The 15,562-nt window shown below is 67.2% G+C and carries 16 protein-coding genes; 8 read left to right on the top strand and 8 right to left on the bottom strand.

The annotated features are described in order from the left end of the window. Window positions 1-105: 105 nt before the first annotated feature. The 3 genes from AC59JP_RS17870 to AC59JP_RS17880 all read left to right on the top strand — a co-directional run bounded on the left by AC59JP_RS17870 (window position 106) and on the right by AC59JP_RS17880 (window position 1,856). The gene (locus tag AC59JP_RS17870) at window positions 106-1,200 is read left to right on the top strand and encodes a GGDEF domain-containing protein (protein WP_497327161.1); all 1,095 of its coding nucleotides are present in this window, start codon (window positions 106-108) and stop codon (window positions 1,198-1,200) included. A 77-nt stretch (window positions 1,201-1,277) separates the two neighbouring features. After that, window positions 1,278-1,457, top strand: coding sequence for a hypothetical protein (locus AC59JP_RS17875; RefSeq protein ID WP_497327162.1), 180 nt, complete (start codon window positions 1,278-1,280; stop codon window positions 1,455-1,457). Window positions 1,458-1,646: 189 nt separating this feature from the next. Beyond that, window positions 1,647-1,856: a hypothetical protein gene (locus AC59JP_RS17880; protein WP_497327163.1), complete on the top strand. Its 210-nt coding sequence runs from the start codon at window positions 1,647-1,649 to the stop codon at window positions 1,854-1,856. Here the strand turns inward: AC59JP_RS17880 and AC59JP_RS17885 are convergent. After that, complete coding sequence (locus AC59JP_RS17885) at window positions 1,853-2,884, bottom strand: LLM class flavin-dependent oxidoreductase (protein ID WP_497327644.1); 1,032 nt, start codon at window positions 2,882-2,884, stop codon at window positions 1,853-1,855. The two genes, AC59JP_RS17880 and AC59JP_RS17885, sit on opposite strands and share 4 nt — an antisense overlap. A gap of 5 nt (window positions 2,885-2,889) precedes the next feature. Then, a complete protein-coding gene (locus AC59JP_RS17890; RefSeq protein ID WP_497327164.1) occupies window positions 2,890-3,246 on the bottom strand; it encodes a nuclear transport factor 2 family protein in 357 nt (118 codons plus the stop codon). A 23-nt stretch (window positions 3,247-3,269) separates the two neighbouring features. On the opposite strand from AC59JP_RS17890, the gene AC59JP_RS17895 reads away from it, so the two are divergent. The 4 genes from AC59JP_RS17895 (at window position 3,270) to AC59JP_RS17910 (ending at window position 8,957) form a co-directional block, all read left to right on the top strand. Next, entirely contained in the window at window positions 3,270-5,198 is a 1,929-nt protein-coding gene (locus AC59JP_RS17895) for an APC family permease (protein WP_497327165.1), read from the top strand. A gap of 279 nt (window positions 5,199-5,477) precedes the next feature. Then, window positions 5,478-6,428, top strand: coding sequence for a ribokinase (locus AC59JP_RS17900; protein WP_497327166.1), 951 nt, complete (start codon window positions 5,478-5,480; stop codon window positions 6,426-6,428). Between the two features lie 82 nt (window positions 6,429-6,510). Next, a complete protein-coding gene (locus tag AC59JP_RS17905) occupies window positions 6,511-8,061 on the top strand; it encodes an acyl-CoA carboxylase subunit beta (protein ID WP_497327167.1) in 1,551 nt (516 codons plus the stop codon). A 29-nt stretch (window positions 8,062-8,090) separates the two neighbouring features. After that, window positions 8,091-8,957: a sensor domain-containing diguanylate cyclase gene (locus AC59JP_RS17910; RefSeq protein WP_497327168.1), complete on the top strand. Its 867-nt coding sequence runs from the start codon at window positions 8,091-8,093 to the stop codon at window positions 8,955-8,957. On the opposite strand, the gene AC59JP_RS17915 is transcribed toward AC59JP_RS17910, so the two are convergent. The 3 genes from AC59JP_RS17915 to AC59JP_RS17925 form a co-directional block, all read right to left on the bottom strand. Beyond that, window positions 8,938-10,347 (bottom strand): HAMP domain-containing sensor histidine kinase, encoded by a 1,410-nt coding sequence (locus AC59JP_RS17915; protein ID WP_497327169.1) that lies wholly within the window; start codon window positions 10,345-10,347, stop codon window positions 8,938-8,940. The genes AC59JP_RS17910 and AC59JP_RS17915 overlap by 20 nt on opposite strands. Beyond that, window positions 10,344-11,015 carry a response regulator transcription factor gene (locus AC59JP_RS17920; protein WP_497327170.1) on the bottom strand — a complete coding sequence of 224 codons (672 nt, stop codon included), beginning with the start codon at window positions 11,013-11,015 and terminating at the stop codon, window positions 10,344-10,346. The genes AC59JP_RS17915 and AC59JP_RS17920 overlap by 4 nt, the downstream gene beginning before the upstream one ends. Before the next feature lie 276 nt (window positions 11,016-11,291). Further along, window positions 11,292-11,693 (bottom strand): hypothetical protein, encoded by a 402-nt coding sequence (locus AC59JP_RS17925; RefSeq protein WP_497327171.1) that lies wholly within the window; start codon window positions 11,691-11,693, stop codon window positions 11,292-11,294. A gap of 57 nt (window positions 11,694-11,750) precedes the next feature. Here AC59JP_RS17925 and AC59JP_RS17930 point away from each other — a divergent pair, with 57 nt between their 5' ends. Continuing rightward, window positions 11,751-12,569 (top strand): Fpg/Nei family DNA glycosylase, encoded by an 819-nt coding sequence (locus tag AC59JP_RS17930; protein WP_497327172.1) that lies wholly within the window; start codon window positions 11,751-11,753, stop codon window positions 12,567-12,569. A 19-nt stretch (window positions 12,570-12,588) separates the two neighbouring features. Here the strand turns inward: AC59JP_RS17930 and AC59JP_RS17935 are convergent, their stop codons facing one another. The 3 genes from AC59JP_RS17935 to AC59JP_RS17945 all read right to left on the bottom strand — a co-directional run bounded on the left by AC59JP_RS17935 (window position 12,589) and on the right by AC59JP_RS17945 (window position 15,537). Further along, entirely contained in the window at window positions 12,589-13,410 is an 822-nt protein-coding gene (locus AC59JP_RS17935; protein WP_497327173.1) for an LLM class flavin-dependent oxidoreductase, read from the bottom strand. Next, window positions 13,407-14,234, bottom strand: coding sequence for a poly-gamma-glutamate hydrolase family protein (locus AC59JP_RS17940; RefSeq protein WP_497327174.1), 828 nt, complete (start codon window positions 14,232-14,234; stop codon window positions 13,407-13,409). The genes AC59JP_RS17935 and AC59JP_RS17940 overlap by 4 nt, the downstream gene beginning before the upstream one ends. A 133-nt stretch (window positions 14,235-14,367) precedes the next feature. Further along, window positions 14,368-15,537: a beta-ketoacyl synthase N-terminal-like domain-containing protein gene (locus AC59JP_RS17945; RefSeq protein ID WP_497327175.1), complete on the bottom strand. Its 1,170-nt coding sequence runs from the start codon at window positions 15,535-15,537 to the stop codon at window positions 14,368-14,370. Window positions 15,538-15,562: the final 25 nt, after the last annotated feature.

Consider the following 15,562-nt stretch of genomic DNA (forward strand, 5'->3'; position numbering starts at 1 on the left):
GTGGGCGTGGCGTGCCACGCAACCGACTTGTTGTTTCTCCCTATACTTTCGTCAGTTGCGCAATGTGGCGCGGTCGGGATTCACCGGACAGGTCAGGCGGTGTCGATGTCGGTGCGCGACGAGCTCCGCGAGCGTCGAGCGTGGTGGCGGCGCAAGGCTGTCGGCGCGGATCCGTTGGGACTCGACGTGGTGGCCGTGCGCGGAATGACGGCCGTGACAGCGATCATGGCTGTCTGGTTCACCGTGTCGTTCTTCGTCACGGCGCAGACTCCGGGTCTGCGGTTCGGGGTGTGGCCCGGTGTGTACGACTTGATGGTTGCGGCCATTGCGGCCGCGACGTGCATCGCAACGCACACTCCGCGCGCGCTCGTTCTCTACCGCAACGCCGACACCGTCACTCTGACCGCGTCGGTACTGGTCTTGTGCAGCCCGCTGATCACCATGTGGAATCTCGGCACCGCCTTTCCCGGAACGGGAATGGTTCTCGCCATCGTCGTGGCCGCGGGCTTCCTGCGGCGTCGCTTCCACATGCTCCTCGTCGTCGCACTCGCCGACGCGGTGTGGATCGCACTCGCTTTCGCAGAGGGGACCAACGGAGCGGACGTGGCCACCTTCGCTTTCGCCGTCGTTCGGGTCAATCTGGTTGCGCTGTTGCTCAACTACATTCGCCTTCGTACCGTCCAGGAACTGATGCGTGCCTATCGGCGGCTCGAGACGGCCCACGACCGCGCCCAGACCTCGGCCCTCACCGACGAATTGACCGGCCTGGCGAATCGGAGAGGACTGTTCGTCGCCGCGCGCCCCGAGCTCGAGCGATGCGCAACAGAGGGACACTCGGCGGCTGTCGTGTACTTCGACGTCGACGGGCTCAAGGCCATCAACGACCGTCTCGGCCACGCGAGCGGCGACGACGCCTTGACTCGAACAGCGGAGATTCTCCGGTTCACCTTCGGTCCCGAGGCCGTCGTGGCCAGGATCGGTGGTGACGAGTTCGTCGCGGTCCTCACCGACGCGACGGCAGCCTCGGCCACCGAACTGGGCACCGTTGCCGTCGACGCCGTGACGGCGGTGGGCGTCGCGGTGTCGGCCGGGCTCGCCGTGTGGACACCCGGTGAGGCGCCGCCAGACCTCGACGACCTGATCGACCGGGCCGACAGGGCCATGTACAACGCCAAGGCATCTCGTCGCAGCACGGGTTAGTCGCAAGCACTGGTTAGTCGCAGAACTGGCTGAGGGCGCGATGATTACGGACCGGGCGAACGGGGCATAAAGCGGGCATGGCCAATTATCGAGTACTCGATCCCACCGGCAGCGTCGTCGCAACCAAGACGATCACGAGTGCGCAGGACGCGCACCAGTGGTTCGTCGAGACCAAGGCCGAGAACGACCCGCTCGGATGGCGCCTCGAGGTTCAGCACGACGACGATTCGTGGAACTTCGCCAGCGATTCGGACTGATTCTTCGGTCCGTCGTCACCATCGGAAAAGGAGCAATCGAATGTCCTACCTGCTGTACGACTTCCTGATGCCGTATCTTGGACACGATGTGTCCACATACTGGGCGACTCTCCTGGTGGTCGACCCGATCTGACGCACTTCGCTGTAGCGTGACCCACGACACACTGTCGCCCGTCTGTGGGAGGTCTCGTGAGCGCAGTGCCCGATATGGACAATCGTCATGCCCACGCTCAAGCCGAGGCTCAGGCGATGGCGGCGATGTCGTGTTGCCCGGCCGGGGCGCTCGTCGCCCTCGGACAGGTGGCCTTCGCGGCTCTGTCCACACGGTGGTCTGCTCGGCGTAATCGTGTGTGTCGTGAGCGTGAAATCGCGCTGCTGACTCAGCTCTGGAACTGCTAGGTCTGCTTTCTCACCAGCGGCGCGACCTCGGTGCCGAGCAGTTCGATACTGCGCAACATGCTCGCGTGCGGAAGCATCATGTTCGTCATCTGCAACGTGATGCGCGACAGGCCGCCGAGGTCCCGCGAGACCGTCGTCATCTTCTCGGCCACCGTGGCCGGATCTCCCACGAAGAACGCCCCGGTGGGTCCACGCTGCGCGTCGAATCCGCGCCGGGTCACCGGCGGCCCGCCGCGCTCGCTGGCCACTCGTCCGAACAGTCTCTCGAAGCCGGGATAGACGTCGTCGGCCGCCGCTTCGGTGCTGTCGCCGACAAGACCCGGGCAGTGAATGCCGACGGGAAGTTGTTCGGGCGTGAAGCCCGCGCGCCGTCCGGCTTCGCGATACAGGTCGATCAGGGGCCGGAACCGTCGCGGTTCGCCGCCGATGATCGCCACCATCAGCGGCAGACCCAGCGTGCCTGCACGAACGAACGATTGAGGACTGCCGCCCACCCCGACCCACACGGGCAGTGGGGACTGCACCGGCCTCGGATACACGCCCTGGCCGGTCAGTGCGGGTCTGTGCCGACCCCGCCAGGTCACCGACACGTTGTCTCGGATCTTCAGCAGCAGGTCGAGCTTTTCCGAGAAGAGCGAGTCGTAGTCGCCGAGATCGAGCCCGAAGAGCGGAAACGCCTCGGTGAACGATCCTCGGCCCACCACCAGTTCGGCTCGACCGTTCGAGATGAGATCGAGAGTCGCGTAGTCCTGGAAGACCCGGACGGGGTCGTCGGCGCTGATGACGGCGACCGCGCTGGTCAGCCGGATCCGAGACGTTCGTGCAGCCGCCGCGGCCAGGATGACGGCCGGTGCGGAATCGTAGAAGTCCGGCCGGTGATGTTCTCCCACCCCGAACGTGTCCACCCCGCATCGGTCCGCCGTCTCGACTTCCTCGAGGAGATGTGCGATCCGCGTGGCCGGTCCGATCGTCTCACCGGTGACGTGATCCTCGACGGTGGAGACGAAGCTGTCGATGCCGATCTGCACGCGGGTCAACCGACCACGTCGTCGGGCGTCATGCCGGTGGCCGACAGCGCGGAGTCGACGTCCGTGTGCCGGAAGATCGAGGTGATCCGGTCGTGCACGACCCGAAACGCGGCCGCTTCGTCCGCGGACCCGTCCACGGCCTCCTCGACCACGACGACGCCGTCGCGGTAGTACATCCGCCCCGGCGTGAGGGTGACGTCCGGATCGGTTGCCCAGTCACGCAGCGCGGCAAGGCCCTGAGCAGCGCCGTCGGCCGAGGCCACCTCGATGTCGGCGCTGGCGAGCGAGAGGACGGTGTCGACGTCGGAAGCGTTCAATGCGTCGTGCCAGGCCAATACCGTTGCAATCTCCGAGGTGCTCATAGGACTGAATATAGATTGACCCGATGGAGTCACGCCTGGGCGGATGGTTGCTCGCCGACATAACCGAGGAACCGTCCGGACACCTCGGACCCCACCGCAAACCGACCAAGGTCGAACACACCCATCCGTGGTGGAAAGTCATGTGTCTGACGGGTGTCGATTACTTCTCGACCCTCGGCTATCAGCCGGCCATCGCCGCACTCGCCGCCGGGACGTTGGCGCCGCTGGCGACGGTGGTTCTGATCCTGTTGACGCTGTTCGGTGCTCTGCCGGTCTATCGGCGGGTCGCGCGGGAGTCACCGCGCGGTGAGGGCTCGATCGCGATGCTCGAACGTCTGTTGCCCAAGTGGGGCGGCAAGATCTTCGTGCTGGTTCTCCTCGGATTCGCGGCGACCGACTTTCTCATCACGATCACGCTGTCGGCGGCGGACGCATCCGCGCACGTCATCGAGAACCCGTTCGCGCCCGAAGGTTTGAGCAATCAACAGGTCGTCATCACCCTGGTGTTCCTGGCGTTGCTGACCGCCGTGTTCCTGAAGGGCTTCACCGAAGCCATCGGCATCGCGGTCACCCTGGTCACCATCTACCTGTCCCTCAATTTCGTCGTGGTCGTCGCCGGTTTCGTCGAGATCGCCGACGCGCCGTCGAAGATCACCGACTGGACGTCGGCCATGACGACCCAACACGGCAACCCACTCATGATGATCGCGATCGCCCTGATCGTGTTCCCGAAGCTGGCGCTCGGACTGTCCGGATTCGAGACGGGTGTGGCCGTGATGCCGCAGATCCGAGGCGATGCCGACGACACCGATGCGCGACCGACCGGGCGTATTCGCGGTGCGCGCCGGCTGCTCGCGACCGCCGCGCTCATCATGTCCGGGTTCCTGCTGACCTCGTCCCTGATCACGACGATCCTGATTCCGCAGGAAGAATTCCAGCCCGGCGGCCAGGCAAACGGCAGAGCGCTCGCGTACCTCGCGCACGAGCATCTCGGCGAAGTCTTCGGCACGGTGTACGACCTGAGCACCATCGCCATTCTCTGGTTCGCCGGCGCATCGGCCCTCGCTGGTCTGCTCAACCTGGTGCCCCGCTACCTTCCGCGCTACGGCATGGCCCCCGAGTGGGCCCGCGCCGTCCGCCCGCTGGTCCTGGTGTTCGCCGTCATCGCCGTGACGGTCACGATCTACTTCGGCGCCAGCGTCGACGAACAGAGCGGCGCCTACGCCACCGGTGTTCTCGTATTGATCACCTCCGCGTCCGTGGCGGTGACGTTGTCGGCGAGGCGCCATCGCCAACGAGCGCTGCAGTACATGTTCGCGACCATCGCGGTGGTCTTCGTCTACACCACCATCGCGAACATCATCGAACGCCCCGACGGGGTCAAGGTGGCCGGCTTCTTCATCGTCTCGATCCTGGTCATCTCCTTCCTCTCGCGCGTGAACCGGGCGTTCGAGCTACGGGCGACGTCCATCGAATTCGATACCACCGCACAGCGTTTCATCGACGAGACGTGTCGGCTCGGAACCGTGGAAATCGTGGCGCACGACGCCGACCGCTTCGACGTCGACGAATACGACGACAAGGCGCGACAGCAGCGAGCGGACAGTCACCTGCCCGATTCGGCGCCCATCCTGTTCCTCGAGGTGAACGTGGTGGACTCGTCGGACTTCTCGACGGATCTCTCGGTGCACGGGCGTCAACGCGGGCCGCACCGCGTGCTCTGGGTGAACAGCCCCGCGGTGCCCAACTCGATCGCCGCGATCCTGCTCGCCGTCCGCGACAACACCGGCATCAACCCGAACGTCTACTTCGAATGGTCCGAGGGCAACCCGCTGATCAACCTGCTGCGGTTCCTGTTCATCGGAGCCGGTGAGGTCGCACCCGTCACCCGCGAGGTGCTACGCCGAGCGGAGAAGGACGTCACTCGTCGGCCACGGGTCCACGTCGGGTAGGCCGAGCACGGCGGCTCCACCGGTGCCGACCATGGCGAGCACGTCACCGGCTCGCACGTCGGATGCGAGCGTGACCGTACCGAGCGCCGTGCAGGCACTCGGTCGTCGATGGCCAGAGATCGGGGTCGAACCGCGTGGGCGCTGCGGCTCGGAGGGACGGAAGGACGTCGAGGATGCTCACCTGTTCAGCGTGCGGCGCGAACGAGCGGATCTCGACGGTCTTGATGCGTTGTTGACGTACCGCGGCACTGTTCTGACGCCGTCAATAGAGTGATGGTGGTGAGCGAAGAACGTCTCGACGTCCTGATCGTCGGTTCCCTGAACGCCGATCTGATCGTGCGCACCCACCGCTTCCCCCGCGCGGGGGAGACCGTGCACGGCGACGATCTGATCGTGGGCGCGGGCGGCAAGAGCGCCAATCAGGCGGTTGCCGCCTCGAAACTCGGCAGCCGAGTGGCGATGATCGGGGCCGTGGGGGACGACGCGCACGCAGACGTGCTGCTGACCTCGCTCGACGCCGCGTCCGTGGACACCTCCCGGGTGGAGCGCATCCCCGACGTCGCCACCGGGACGGCGGTGATCACCGTCGACGCGGAGGGTGAGAACACCATCGTCGTGAGTGCGGGTGCGAACGGCCGACTCTCGCGCGAGTCGCTCGAGCGGTACAGCAGCGCGTTCGACGGCGTGCGCGTGGTGTGCCTGTGCCTCGAAGCGCCGATCGATGTGGTCCGCGACGCCGCACGACGGGGGCGAGCCGCGGGGGCCCGCATTCTGGTCAATCTCTCCCCGTTCGACGCCGTGAGCGATCTGCTCGAACCGGGTGATGTGGTGCTTCTGAACGAGCACGAGCTGCAGTTGTTGCTCGAGGGGGCCGACGGTGCTGCGGGTGCCGGTGGAGATGACTGGGAGAACGTGTTGGACCGCCTTGTCGGGCTCTCCATTCGGACCGCCGTCGTCACGCGCGGCTCGCAGGGAGCGGTCGTTCTGAACGCCGACAGCGACCCCTCCATCGCGACTGTGCCGTCGCCGTCGGTGACGCCGGTCGACACCACCGGCGCCGGTGACGCGTTCACCGGCGCCCTGGCGTCGTGTGTTGCCGAGGGTCGAAACCTCAGGGACGCAGCAACTTTCGCTGCGAAAGTCGGGGCTTACGCCACTCTGCGTATCGGCACGCAGAGCTCGTATCCCGACCGCGCGACCCTCGAGAAATGGGCCGCGGAGGGCCCCTGACCCCGATGTGAGAATTCACAGCCGTTTCGGCATCCGTATCGTCCGCGAGCGGGGGCTGCTGGAACGATAAAAGGGGTTCACAGTGAAGACAACGGCAGACAAGCTCGCGGAACTGCGACACAAACTCGACCTGGCCGACAACGCCGGCAGTGCGAAGGCGATCGCCAAACGCAAGTCGCTCGGCTTGCCCACACCGCGCGAGCGAATCGACATGATTCTCGACCGCGGGAGCTTCGTCGAGTACGGCGCCCTCGTCAAAGCCGTGGGAGGACCGGACCACACCTACGGCGACGGTGTCGTCACCGGACGCGGAACCGTCGAAGGCCGCCCCGTCGTCGTCTACTCGCACGATCAGACCGTGTTCGGCGGCAGCCTCGGTGAGATGTTCGGCCGCAAGGTGTGCGCCATCATGGAGCTCGCGGTGAAGATCGGATGCCCGCTGATCGGGATCAACGACTCGGGCGGCGCCCGTGTCCAGGAGTCCGTGAACTCACTGGCGTTCTACGCCGAGATCGGCAAGCGGCAGGCCATGATCTCCGGTCTCGCGCCGCAGATCTCGATCATGCTCGGCAAGTGCGCCGGCGGCGCCGCATACTCGCCGGCCTGCACGGACTTCGTCGTCGCCGTCGAGGACCAGGCATACATGTTCGTCACCGGGCCGGAGATCCTCGAGAGCGTCACCGGCGAGAAGATCTCGATCGACGATCTCGGCGGCGCCCGTGCCCAGGCCAGCTACGGAACCGTCCACCACGTCGCCAAGACGGAAAGCGACGCCTTCGAGTGGGTGCGGACACTGCTCGGGTACCTCCCGACCAACTGCCACGAGGAAACACCGCTGGTGAACCCGGGAATCGAGCCCGCGGTCACCGACTCGGACCGCGGACTGAACACGTTCCTTCCCGACTCCGACAACGCTGCCTACGACATGCACGACGTGCTGATTCGCCTCTTCGACGACGGTGAGTTCCACGAAGTCAGCTCGGAGTACGCACCGAACGTCATCACCGGCTTCTCGCGCGTCGACGGACGCACGGTGGGTGTCATGGCCAACCAGCCCCTGTACCTGAGCGGGGCGCTCGACATCAAGAGCTCGGAGAAGGCGGCCCGCTTCCTCCTCATCTGCGACGCCTACAACATCCCGATCATCTCGGTCGTCGACATCCCCGGGTACCTGCCCGGACTCGAGCAGGAGAGCGGCGGCGTCATCTACCGCGGCGCAAAGCTCCTCGCCGCGATCATCGAGGCCACCGTTCCGAAGGTCACCGTGGTGATCCGCAAGGCCTACGGCGGCGGGTACGCAGTGATGGGCTCGAAGAACCTCGGTGCCGACATCAACTTCGCGTGGCCTACCGCACGTATCGCGGTGATGGGCGCCGAAGGTGCCGTCGCACTGCTCAAGAAGCGCGAGATCGAAGCGGCGGGGGACCGTGGACACGAAGTGCGACAGGGGTTCATCGACTTCTACAACGAGTTCATCGCCACCCCGTACATGGCTGCCGAGCGCGGCTTCATCGACGCCGTGATCCAGCCCGAGGACACCCGCCTCGAACTGCGTCGCGCGCTCCAGCTGCTGCGCGACAAGGAGCCCCAGTACGTTCCTCCGCGCCGTCGGTCGTTGCTGCGTCCGGTCTGACCTCGGCGCGTTCTCGGTAAGGTCGGCGCGTGGGTGTCGACGAACGGTGGTTCCGAATTCTCTTCGAGTGCAGCCCGGTAGGGATCGCACTCGCGGACGAGGACGGTTTGCTGGTGGCGATGAACGATGCCTACTGCAGGGTGCTGGGGCGGAGCGAAGCCGAACTGCTCGGCAAGTCGTCGCGCGGCTACACCCACCCCGACGATCGCGCTCAGCACGCCGACATGGAAAACCTCATGGCCGATGCGCGGGCGCGGGGCGAGCAGTTGCGCGTCGAGAAGCGCTACGTCAGGCCGGACGGATCGGTGCGGTGGGGGTGGGTCGCGGCCGAAGCCGTCGTCGGGCCGTCCGGTGAGCGATGGACGATGGCCGTCGTCAACGACACCACCAGCAGGCGTCTCGCCGAGGACGAGCTGAACATGCTGGCCTCCACCGACCCGTTGACCGGGTTGCTGAACCGGCGCGGGTGGCGTGATCGTCTGCGCCTGTTGGCGTCCACCGTGGATCGGGGGCAACCGCTGACGCTCGCCGTCCTCGATCTCGACAACTTCAAGTCCTACAACGACGAGCACGGCCACCACGCCGGCGACGACATGATCGTGGCGTTCGCGCATCGCATGGCGGAGGTGGTCGGTGACCGTGGACTGTGTTCACGTTGGGGCGGTGAGGAATTCGTCCTCGCGCTTCCGCGGTCCGAGGCCGCCGAGGCCGCGGCCGTTCTGGACGAGTTGAGGGCGGCCGCCGCGTCGATGCCCGGGTGGGTCACCTTCTCCGCGGGCTACTCCACGACGAGGCCCGGCGAAAGCTTCTGGGACTGCTTCGACCGCGCCGACATGTTGCTCTACCGGGCCAAGCGGGAGGGCCGCGGCCGCGCCCTCACCGACGCGGCAGGGTGATGACGAACGACGAGCCGGGCTCGGGTTCGTTTCCCTCGCAGACGATGTCGCCTCCGTGTTGACGCACCAGGGTGCGCGCTATGGCCAGACCGAGCCCGGATCCATCCGGTGACGACCGTGCGCTGTCGAGCCTGACCATCCGGTCGAACACGCGCTCGCGGTCCTCCGGAGCGATCCCGCGACCGCTGTCCCGCACAGTGATTCGCGCGTCCTGACCCGTCTCCTCGACCGTGATCGTGATGGTCGTTCCTGGCGGGTTGTGGCGCTGAGCGTTGTCGGTCAGGTTGGCCAGAACCTGAGCCATCCGCACCCGGTCGACATCGGCCACCACCGACACCCCGTCGACGGTCACGTCCGTGTCGGGGGAGAGCAACCGCACGCGGTCGGCATCGGCCCGCACCAGCTCCATCAGGTCGACGGGCGCCGTCGTCAGATCTGCGGCCGTTTCGACGCGCGCAGCAGCCAGCAGGTCGTCGATCAGGCGAGCCGCGTGCCGTGCCTCGCGAACTATCAACAGCTGCAACCGTTCCCGCAGCTGCGGGTCCGCCTCGGGTCCCGCGCGCAGCGACGCCTCCGCGGCGGCCGCGACCCCGGCGACCGGGGTGCGAAGATCGTGCGCGGCGTCGTCGAAGAATCGGCGCGTGCGTGCGGCGCCGTCACGTTCGCGTGCCTCCGCCCCCTCGAGTGCATCGAGCATCTCGTCGAAAGCTGCTGCCGTTTCGCCGAGCTCGGTCCGGGTGTTGTCCGGCTTCAACCTCTGCCCCCGGTTGCCGGTGGTGATCGACCGAGCGATCGCCGTCATCGCTCGCAGCGGTCGCAGGCCGCGAGAGATGGCCAGCGACAGCAGAAGTGCGGCCACGACGGCCGCAGCGATCACCACGGGAACGAGGATGAACAGCAGTTGGCTCCGAATGGCGGAAATGGCGGATGCGTCGACGGCCACGGTCAGGACGGACCCGTCGGACAGCGTCGACGTCGACACCTGCGTTTCCGTCACCGCGGCAGGAGGTGTCGGCTCCGGCGGTGTCGGCGCGCCGGTCGGTCCACCGGGGCCACCGGACGGGGGAGCGGGCGGCTTCGGAGCATCGGCGGCCGGGCGGAGTGAGAGGTTGCCGTACACCTTCCCGTCTGTCGTGATCAGTTGTGCTGCGATGTTGGGTCCGGCTGCGGCAGAGGCGATCTCCGCCGGATCGGCACCGCGATCGAGCATCTGCTGTGCGGACCTGGCCCGGCCCTCCAGTCCGCTGGTGGCCGAGGATCGAAGCTGCGCCTCGAGGAGAACGCTCGTTGCCACCACGACCACCACGAGAACGACGGCCATCACCGCCATCGCGGAGAGAATCAGTCGCTTCCGCAGCGACGCCGTGTGCAGGGCGGGCGGCTCGCTCATGCGGTGAGCACGTATCCGATGCCGCGGCGGGTGTGCACCACCCGCGGACCGTGCGCCTCCAGTTTGCGCCGCAGTGCGCTCACGTGAACCTCGACAAGATTGGCGTCGTAGTTGTCGTAACCCCATACCTGCGTAAGGATTTGAGTCTTGCTCACCGTTCGCCCTCGTTGCGCGGCGAGGTAGGACAGCAGACGCCACTCGGTGGTGGTCAACTCCAGATCGTGGCCGGCGCGAGTCGCGTCGCCGGAGTTGGTGTCGAGCACGATGTCGCCGATCGTCACCGCACTCGGAACCCGGCCCAGCCGTCGCAGGACGGAATCGACACGCGCCAGTAGTTCGGCCATCGCGAACGGCTTGACCACGTAATCGTCGGCCCCCGCTGCGAGCCCGTGCACGCGGTCCTCGACGGCGTCACGCGCGGTCAGGAGAATGACTCCGGCGCTGCTGGAGCCGCGGACCACCTTCATCAGCTCGATTCCGTCGCGACCGGGAAGCATGATGTCGAGAATCACCAGGTCCGGGCGAAACGACTCCAGTACCTTCTCGAGTTCGCGCCCGTCCGCGCACTCGTGGACCAGCGCTCCGGACGCGCCGATGTCCGCCGCGACAGCAGCGCGAATGGACTCGTTGTCCTCGACGACGAGAACGCGCGGACGGGGTGGACTCACGGACACCATCATGGCGGTCGCGGCTGAAGAGTTTCTGAAGACCACGCGCTCTTCAGGTCGGCTTCAGGTTTCCTGTCAATTCTCGGGTGAGTCGGTTCCGCACCAGTCGGAGCCGGAACATCACGAGGAGGAACAGATGAACGGACTTTCGACAGCCCGCCGGACTCGCGTCCTGATCGGGGGAGGCGTGCTCGCACTGGGCATCGCCTGCGGCGGATCGGCCGTCGCTCTCGCCGACGGTGGTGGCGGCAGCAGCGCGCCCAGCACCACCCAGAGTCAGGCGCCGAGCAGTGACGCGCCGGCTGCGCCGAACGCGAATTGCCCCGCGCCCCCGGCCCCGCCCGCGGGAGGACCGGCTGCAGGAGGGCCGGCCGCGCGAGGCCCCGCGGGAGGGGGACCTGCCGGGGGAGGACCCGCGACACCGCCGGCACCGCCTTCGGATGGCTCGACGCCGCCCGCTCCGCCTGCGCCTCCGTCGGATGGCTCGACGCCGCCCGCTCCGCCTGCGCCTCCGTCGGACGGCTCGACGCCGCCTGCACCGCCGGCTGACGGTTCGACGCCGCCCGCTCCGCCTGCACCGCCGGCTGACGGTTCGACACCCCCCGCACCGCCTGCCGGATGCACCCCGCCCGCGCCCCCCGCAGGATGCACCCCGTAAAGCTCACGTGGCGCGCGCACGGGTTCTCCGGAGCCCGTGTGCGCGCCCCTTGCACGGACGATGTGTAGAAAAGAAGGGTGCCAGAACTTCCCGAGGTCGAGAACGCACGGCAGGTCGTCGAGAAGGGTCTGCATCGCGTCATCACCGAGATCGACGATCGCGACACCTACGAGTGTCGACCCCACCGCCCGGGTGAGATAGCCGACGCCCTCGTTGGTGGACAGTTGGTGCGGGCCAACCGCCGAGGCAAGGCGATGTGGTGCGACACGGTCACGGCCGACGGATCCGAGGGACCGACACTCGGCATCCACCTCGGGATGGGTGGGCGGATCATCGTCACCGCACCCGAGGGCGAGTCGCAATCCTCCTACGGCGGTGGCGATCCGCACGTCGGTGTCCGCGATACCGACAAGCCGGAGTGGACTCGGTTCGCCATGACCTTCGACGACGGCGGTCAACTCAGGTTGTTCGACAAGCGTCGGCTCGGACGCGTGCGGCTCGAACCGAACATCGACGCGCTCGGCCCGGACGCCGCGGAGATAGACCGCGACGAGTTCCGGGAGCGCATCGGCAAGAGCACCACCGCCCTGAAGGCGAGACTGCTGGATCAGGCGGCGCTGTCCGGTGTCGGCAATCTGCTCGCCGACGAAGTCCTGTGGCAGAGTTCGCAATCGCCCTCGCGCCGAGCGAACACCTTGACCACCGACGAGCTCGACGAGCTGAGACGGCAACTGCGCAAGTCGATTCGGGCCGCGATCAAGCACGGCGGCGTACACACCGGTGAGATCATCCCGTTCCGCAAGGCCGATGCGACGTGCCCACGGTGCGGTGCGCCGATGAAACGCGGCACCGTCGGTGGTCGCACGACGTGGTGGTGCTCGCGAGAGCAGGACTGAGTCGGTTCAGAGGGTCGACTCAGAGCGCCGACGCCACGTCGCCGCCGACGAATTCGACGAAGCCCACCGGATCCGGCTCGTCCGCCCGCGGCTCGAGAACAACCGAATCCGCTCCGGCCGCCGCATAGTCGCGTACGACGGCGGCAACCTCCTCGGCGGTTCCGGCGGCGGTGACCCCGCCTGCTTCCCGAGCGCAGCTCACGTAGACGACGATGTGGACGGGATCCGTGCGGCCCACCGCGTCGCGTCCCCGCTGCACCGCGGCACGCGCAGCGGCGACGCCCTCGACCGTGGTCTCGGATGTCAGCACGGTCCAGTCGCCGATACGGCCCGTGGCTTCGAGGGTGCGAGGCCCGGTGGCGGCCACTCCGATCGACGGCACGTGGGACGGCGGCCAGTCGAGCATGACGGAGTCGAGCTGCACGTACCTGCCGCGGACGTCGACGTTCTCCCCGCGGAGCAGCGCGGACACCGCGCCGACGTATTCGTCGAGCAGCGTGAGAGGTGACGCCACGCGCGCGCCCACCTGTCCCATCCAGTCCTGCACTCCGTGTCCGAAGCCGGGGTGGAATCTGCCGGGAAACATTCGGGCCAGGGTGGCCACTTCCATGGCCGCCACCGCTGCATTGCGGAGCGGGACAGGAAACACGCCGACGTGGACGTCGATCCTCTCGGTCCACGCCAGAGCCGTTGCGGCGGTGGTGAATCCGCCTTCGAGGAAGCAGTCTTCCCACAGCCACAGCTGGTCGAGGCGCGAGCTGTCGGCGGCTCTGGCCACGCGCTGCAGTTCTTCGGGCGGACTTTGCGGACGGAACACGACACCGAGAGCGGGGGAGTTCATGCCACGAACTTATCCAAGGCGGTGGCCACCGCGTCGGCGATCTCGCGCCACAGTAGGGCCCGCACCCGCAGGCCCTGTTCGAGCTGTAGTGAACCGTCGTCGCCGGCGCACAACCGGTTCACCAGATTGCGGGGGTCGCGGCCGCTGTAGCGGCCGGCGGGCTCGGCGAGAACCACCGGGAAACCGAAGGGCTCCGCGACGGCCGTGACCGCCTGCACCACAGCCTCTTTCACCGCCGCCGGCATCGTTCCTCCGACGACGACTCCGTCGAACGAACAGCCGTGGAAGGCGACGGCCCGCTCGAATCGTCGGTCCATCAAAGGTTTCAGAACCGGAAAGCTGTCGGGACTGAGCAGGGTCGACGGCACGTGCCACCGTAGGAACGCCGCCGTCGGTGACCACGCTCGAGCCGTCCACGCGGACGCGTCGCCCGCTCTCGTGGCCAGCCGCTCGGCCTGCGAGTCCGTCGTCGGTTCGATGTCACCCCCATGCGGCGCGATGGCGATCAGTGATCGTCGGTGCCCATCGTCGAGAAGGGTCTCGATCATCTCGAGCTGTGCGCGAGCGTCGTCGCCCGTCATGGACTCCGCGGTGCACCGGTTGTCGACAGTCGCCGTCCTCGAATGCAGCCTGGTGACGCGAGCGGGGGACATCGCGATGCATCGCGAGCCCGTCAACGCAGAATCCACCGCCGCCGTCAGAAGCATCGGCCCGTAGGAACTGGTGATCACGCGGACCTGCCGACCGGACGTGACGCCGTGTCCGTCGCCGATGCGGACGATGTCGGCCGGGCAGTCGGAGTCTGACCGCAGACCGAATTCCATACGCCCATTATCGACAGCGCCGAAGTGTGTCGGTGTGGACCCGGGCGATCCGGGTCCACACCGCAGTGTCATGTGCTCACGCCAGTGTCATGTGCTCACGCGAGTGTCATGTGCTGACGCAGGCGTCATGTGCTCACGCAGGCGGCGACAACACGACCGCCGAGTTGTGCCCTCCCATCCCCAGAGACGATTTGAGCGTCAGCCCGCCTTGGAGTGCGGTGGGCCCGTCGAGGAGACGGGGGTGGCCGGCGGACACCGTGGGCGGGGCCGGGACGACTCCGTGCTCGAACGCCAGTGCGGTCGACGCGATCTCGACCGATGCCGCTGCTCCCTGGCAGTGGCCCACCAACGGTTTGACCGAATAGATCTCCGGTCGGGACGAGAACACCGTCTCGAGGATCGTCGCCTCGGCGCGGTCGCATTGCGCCGTCCCGGGACCGTGCGCGTTGATGTACCGAATGCTGTCCGCGGTGACACCCGCATCGCTCAAAGCATCCACCACGCACTGGCGGACGTAGGTCAACTCGGGATCGACCGAGGTCACGTGGAAGCCGTCGTGCGACATCGCACCGCCGAGAACGTCGAGATAGGGGACCTCGACGTCTCGGGACAGGACGAACGCCACCGATGCCTCGCCGGCAGGAAAGCCGCGACTCCCCTCCTGAAACGGTCGGCACGCGTCGAGCGGTTCGGCGTCGACCACGCTCACACCGAGCGCCGTGAAATGCTCGACGTTCTCCGGTGTCAGCGACAGGTCCGTCGACACGAACACGACGTCGTCGACGATGCCCGCGTCCAGCCACATCTTCGCGGTGATCAACCCGGCGTTGCCGGACGAGCACATGGCCGAGATGTTCATCGCCGGGCCGTGAAAGTCGAACTCGCGCATCAACTTCGACACGGCAGTCGACGGCATCAGGGTGAGGTAGTCCCGCACCCGCCGATGCCCGTCCTCCTCCCGAAGAAAGCTCGACCATTCGTCTGCTTCCGACAGGACGACCGCGTGCAGCAGACCCACCTTGCGGCCCGGTCTCCACCCACGCTCACGAGCGTCGCCGAGCGCCTCGCGAACCGCGCCCGCCATGGCCCGTCCCGACCGACTACCGTCCCGCTCGTCCCCGCCGTGCGGAACCCTCGCGAGCCACACTTCCTCGTTGCGCCCGGCGCCGTATCCCCCGTGGAGCTGTGCTGCGGGCTTACCGCTGACGAGTCCGCCCCACAGCGCGTCTCGACCCCACCCGTATCCGGTGACGGCCCCGAGTCCCGCGACGGACATTCCTCGCTCGATCTGCTGTGATTGCATTCGATTCCTCCTGATAGAGGGTCAT

This window comes from Rhodococcus sp. 320_ES (genome assembly GCF_059691855.1).

Bases quoted from the DNA above. Each gene is read 5' to 3' on its own strand.
- AC59JP_RS17870 (WP_497327161.1), top strand. From the start codon at position 106: ATGTCGGTGCGCGACGAGCTCCGCGAGCGTCGAGCGTGGTGGCGGCGC.
- AC59JP_RS17890 (WP_497327164.1), bottom strand. From the start codon at position 3,246: ATGAGCACCTCGGAGATTGCAACGGTATTGGCCTGGCACGACGCATTG.
- AC59JP_RS17935 (WP_497327173.1), bottom strand. From the start codon at position 13,410: ATGAACTCCCCCGCTCTCGGTGTCGTGTTCCGTCCGCAAAGTCCGCCC.
- AC59JP_RS17875 (WP_497327162.1), top strand. From the start codon at position 1,278: ATGGCCAATTATCGAGTACTCGATCCCACCGGCAGCGTCGTCGCAACC.
- AC59JP_RS17895 (WP_497327165.1), top strand. From the start codon at position 3,270: ATGGAGTCACGCCTGGGCGGATGGTTGCTCGCCGACATAACCGAGGAA.
- AC59JP_RS17915 (WP_497327169.1), bottom strand. From the start codon at position 10,347: ATGAGCGAGCCGCCCGCCCTGCACACGGCGTCGCTGCGGAAGCGACTG.
- AC59JP_RS17945 (WP_497327175.1), bottom strand. From the start codon at position 15,537: ATGCAATCACAGCAGATCGAGCGAGGAATGTCCGTCGCGGGACTCGGG.
- AC59JP_RS17940 (WP_497327174.1), bottom strand. From the start codon at position 14,234: ATGGAATTCGGTCTGCGGTCAGACTCCGACTGCCCGGCCGACATCGTC.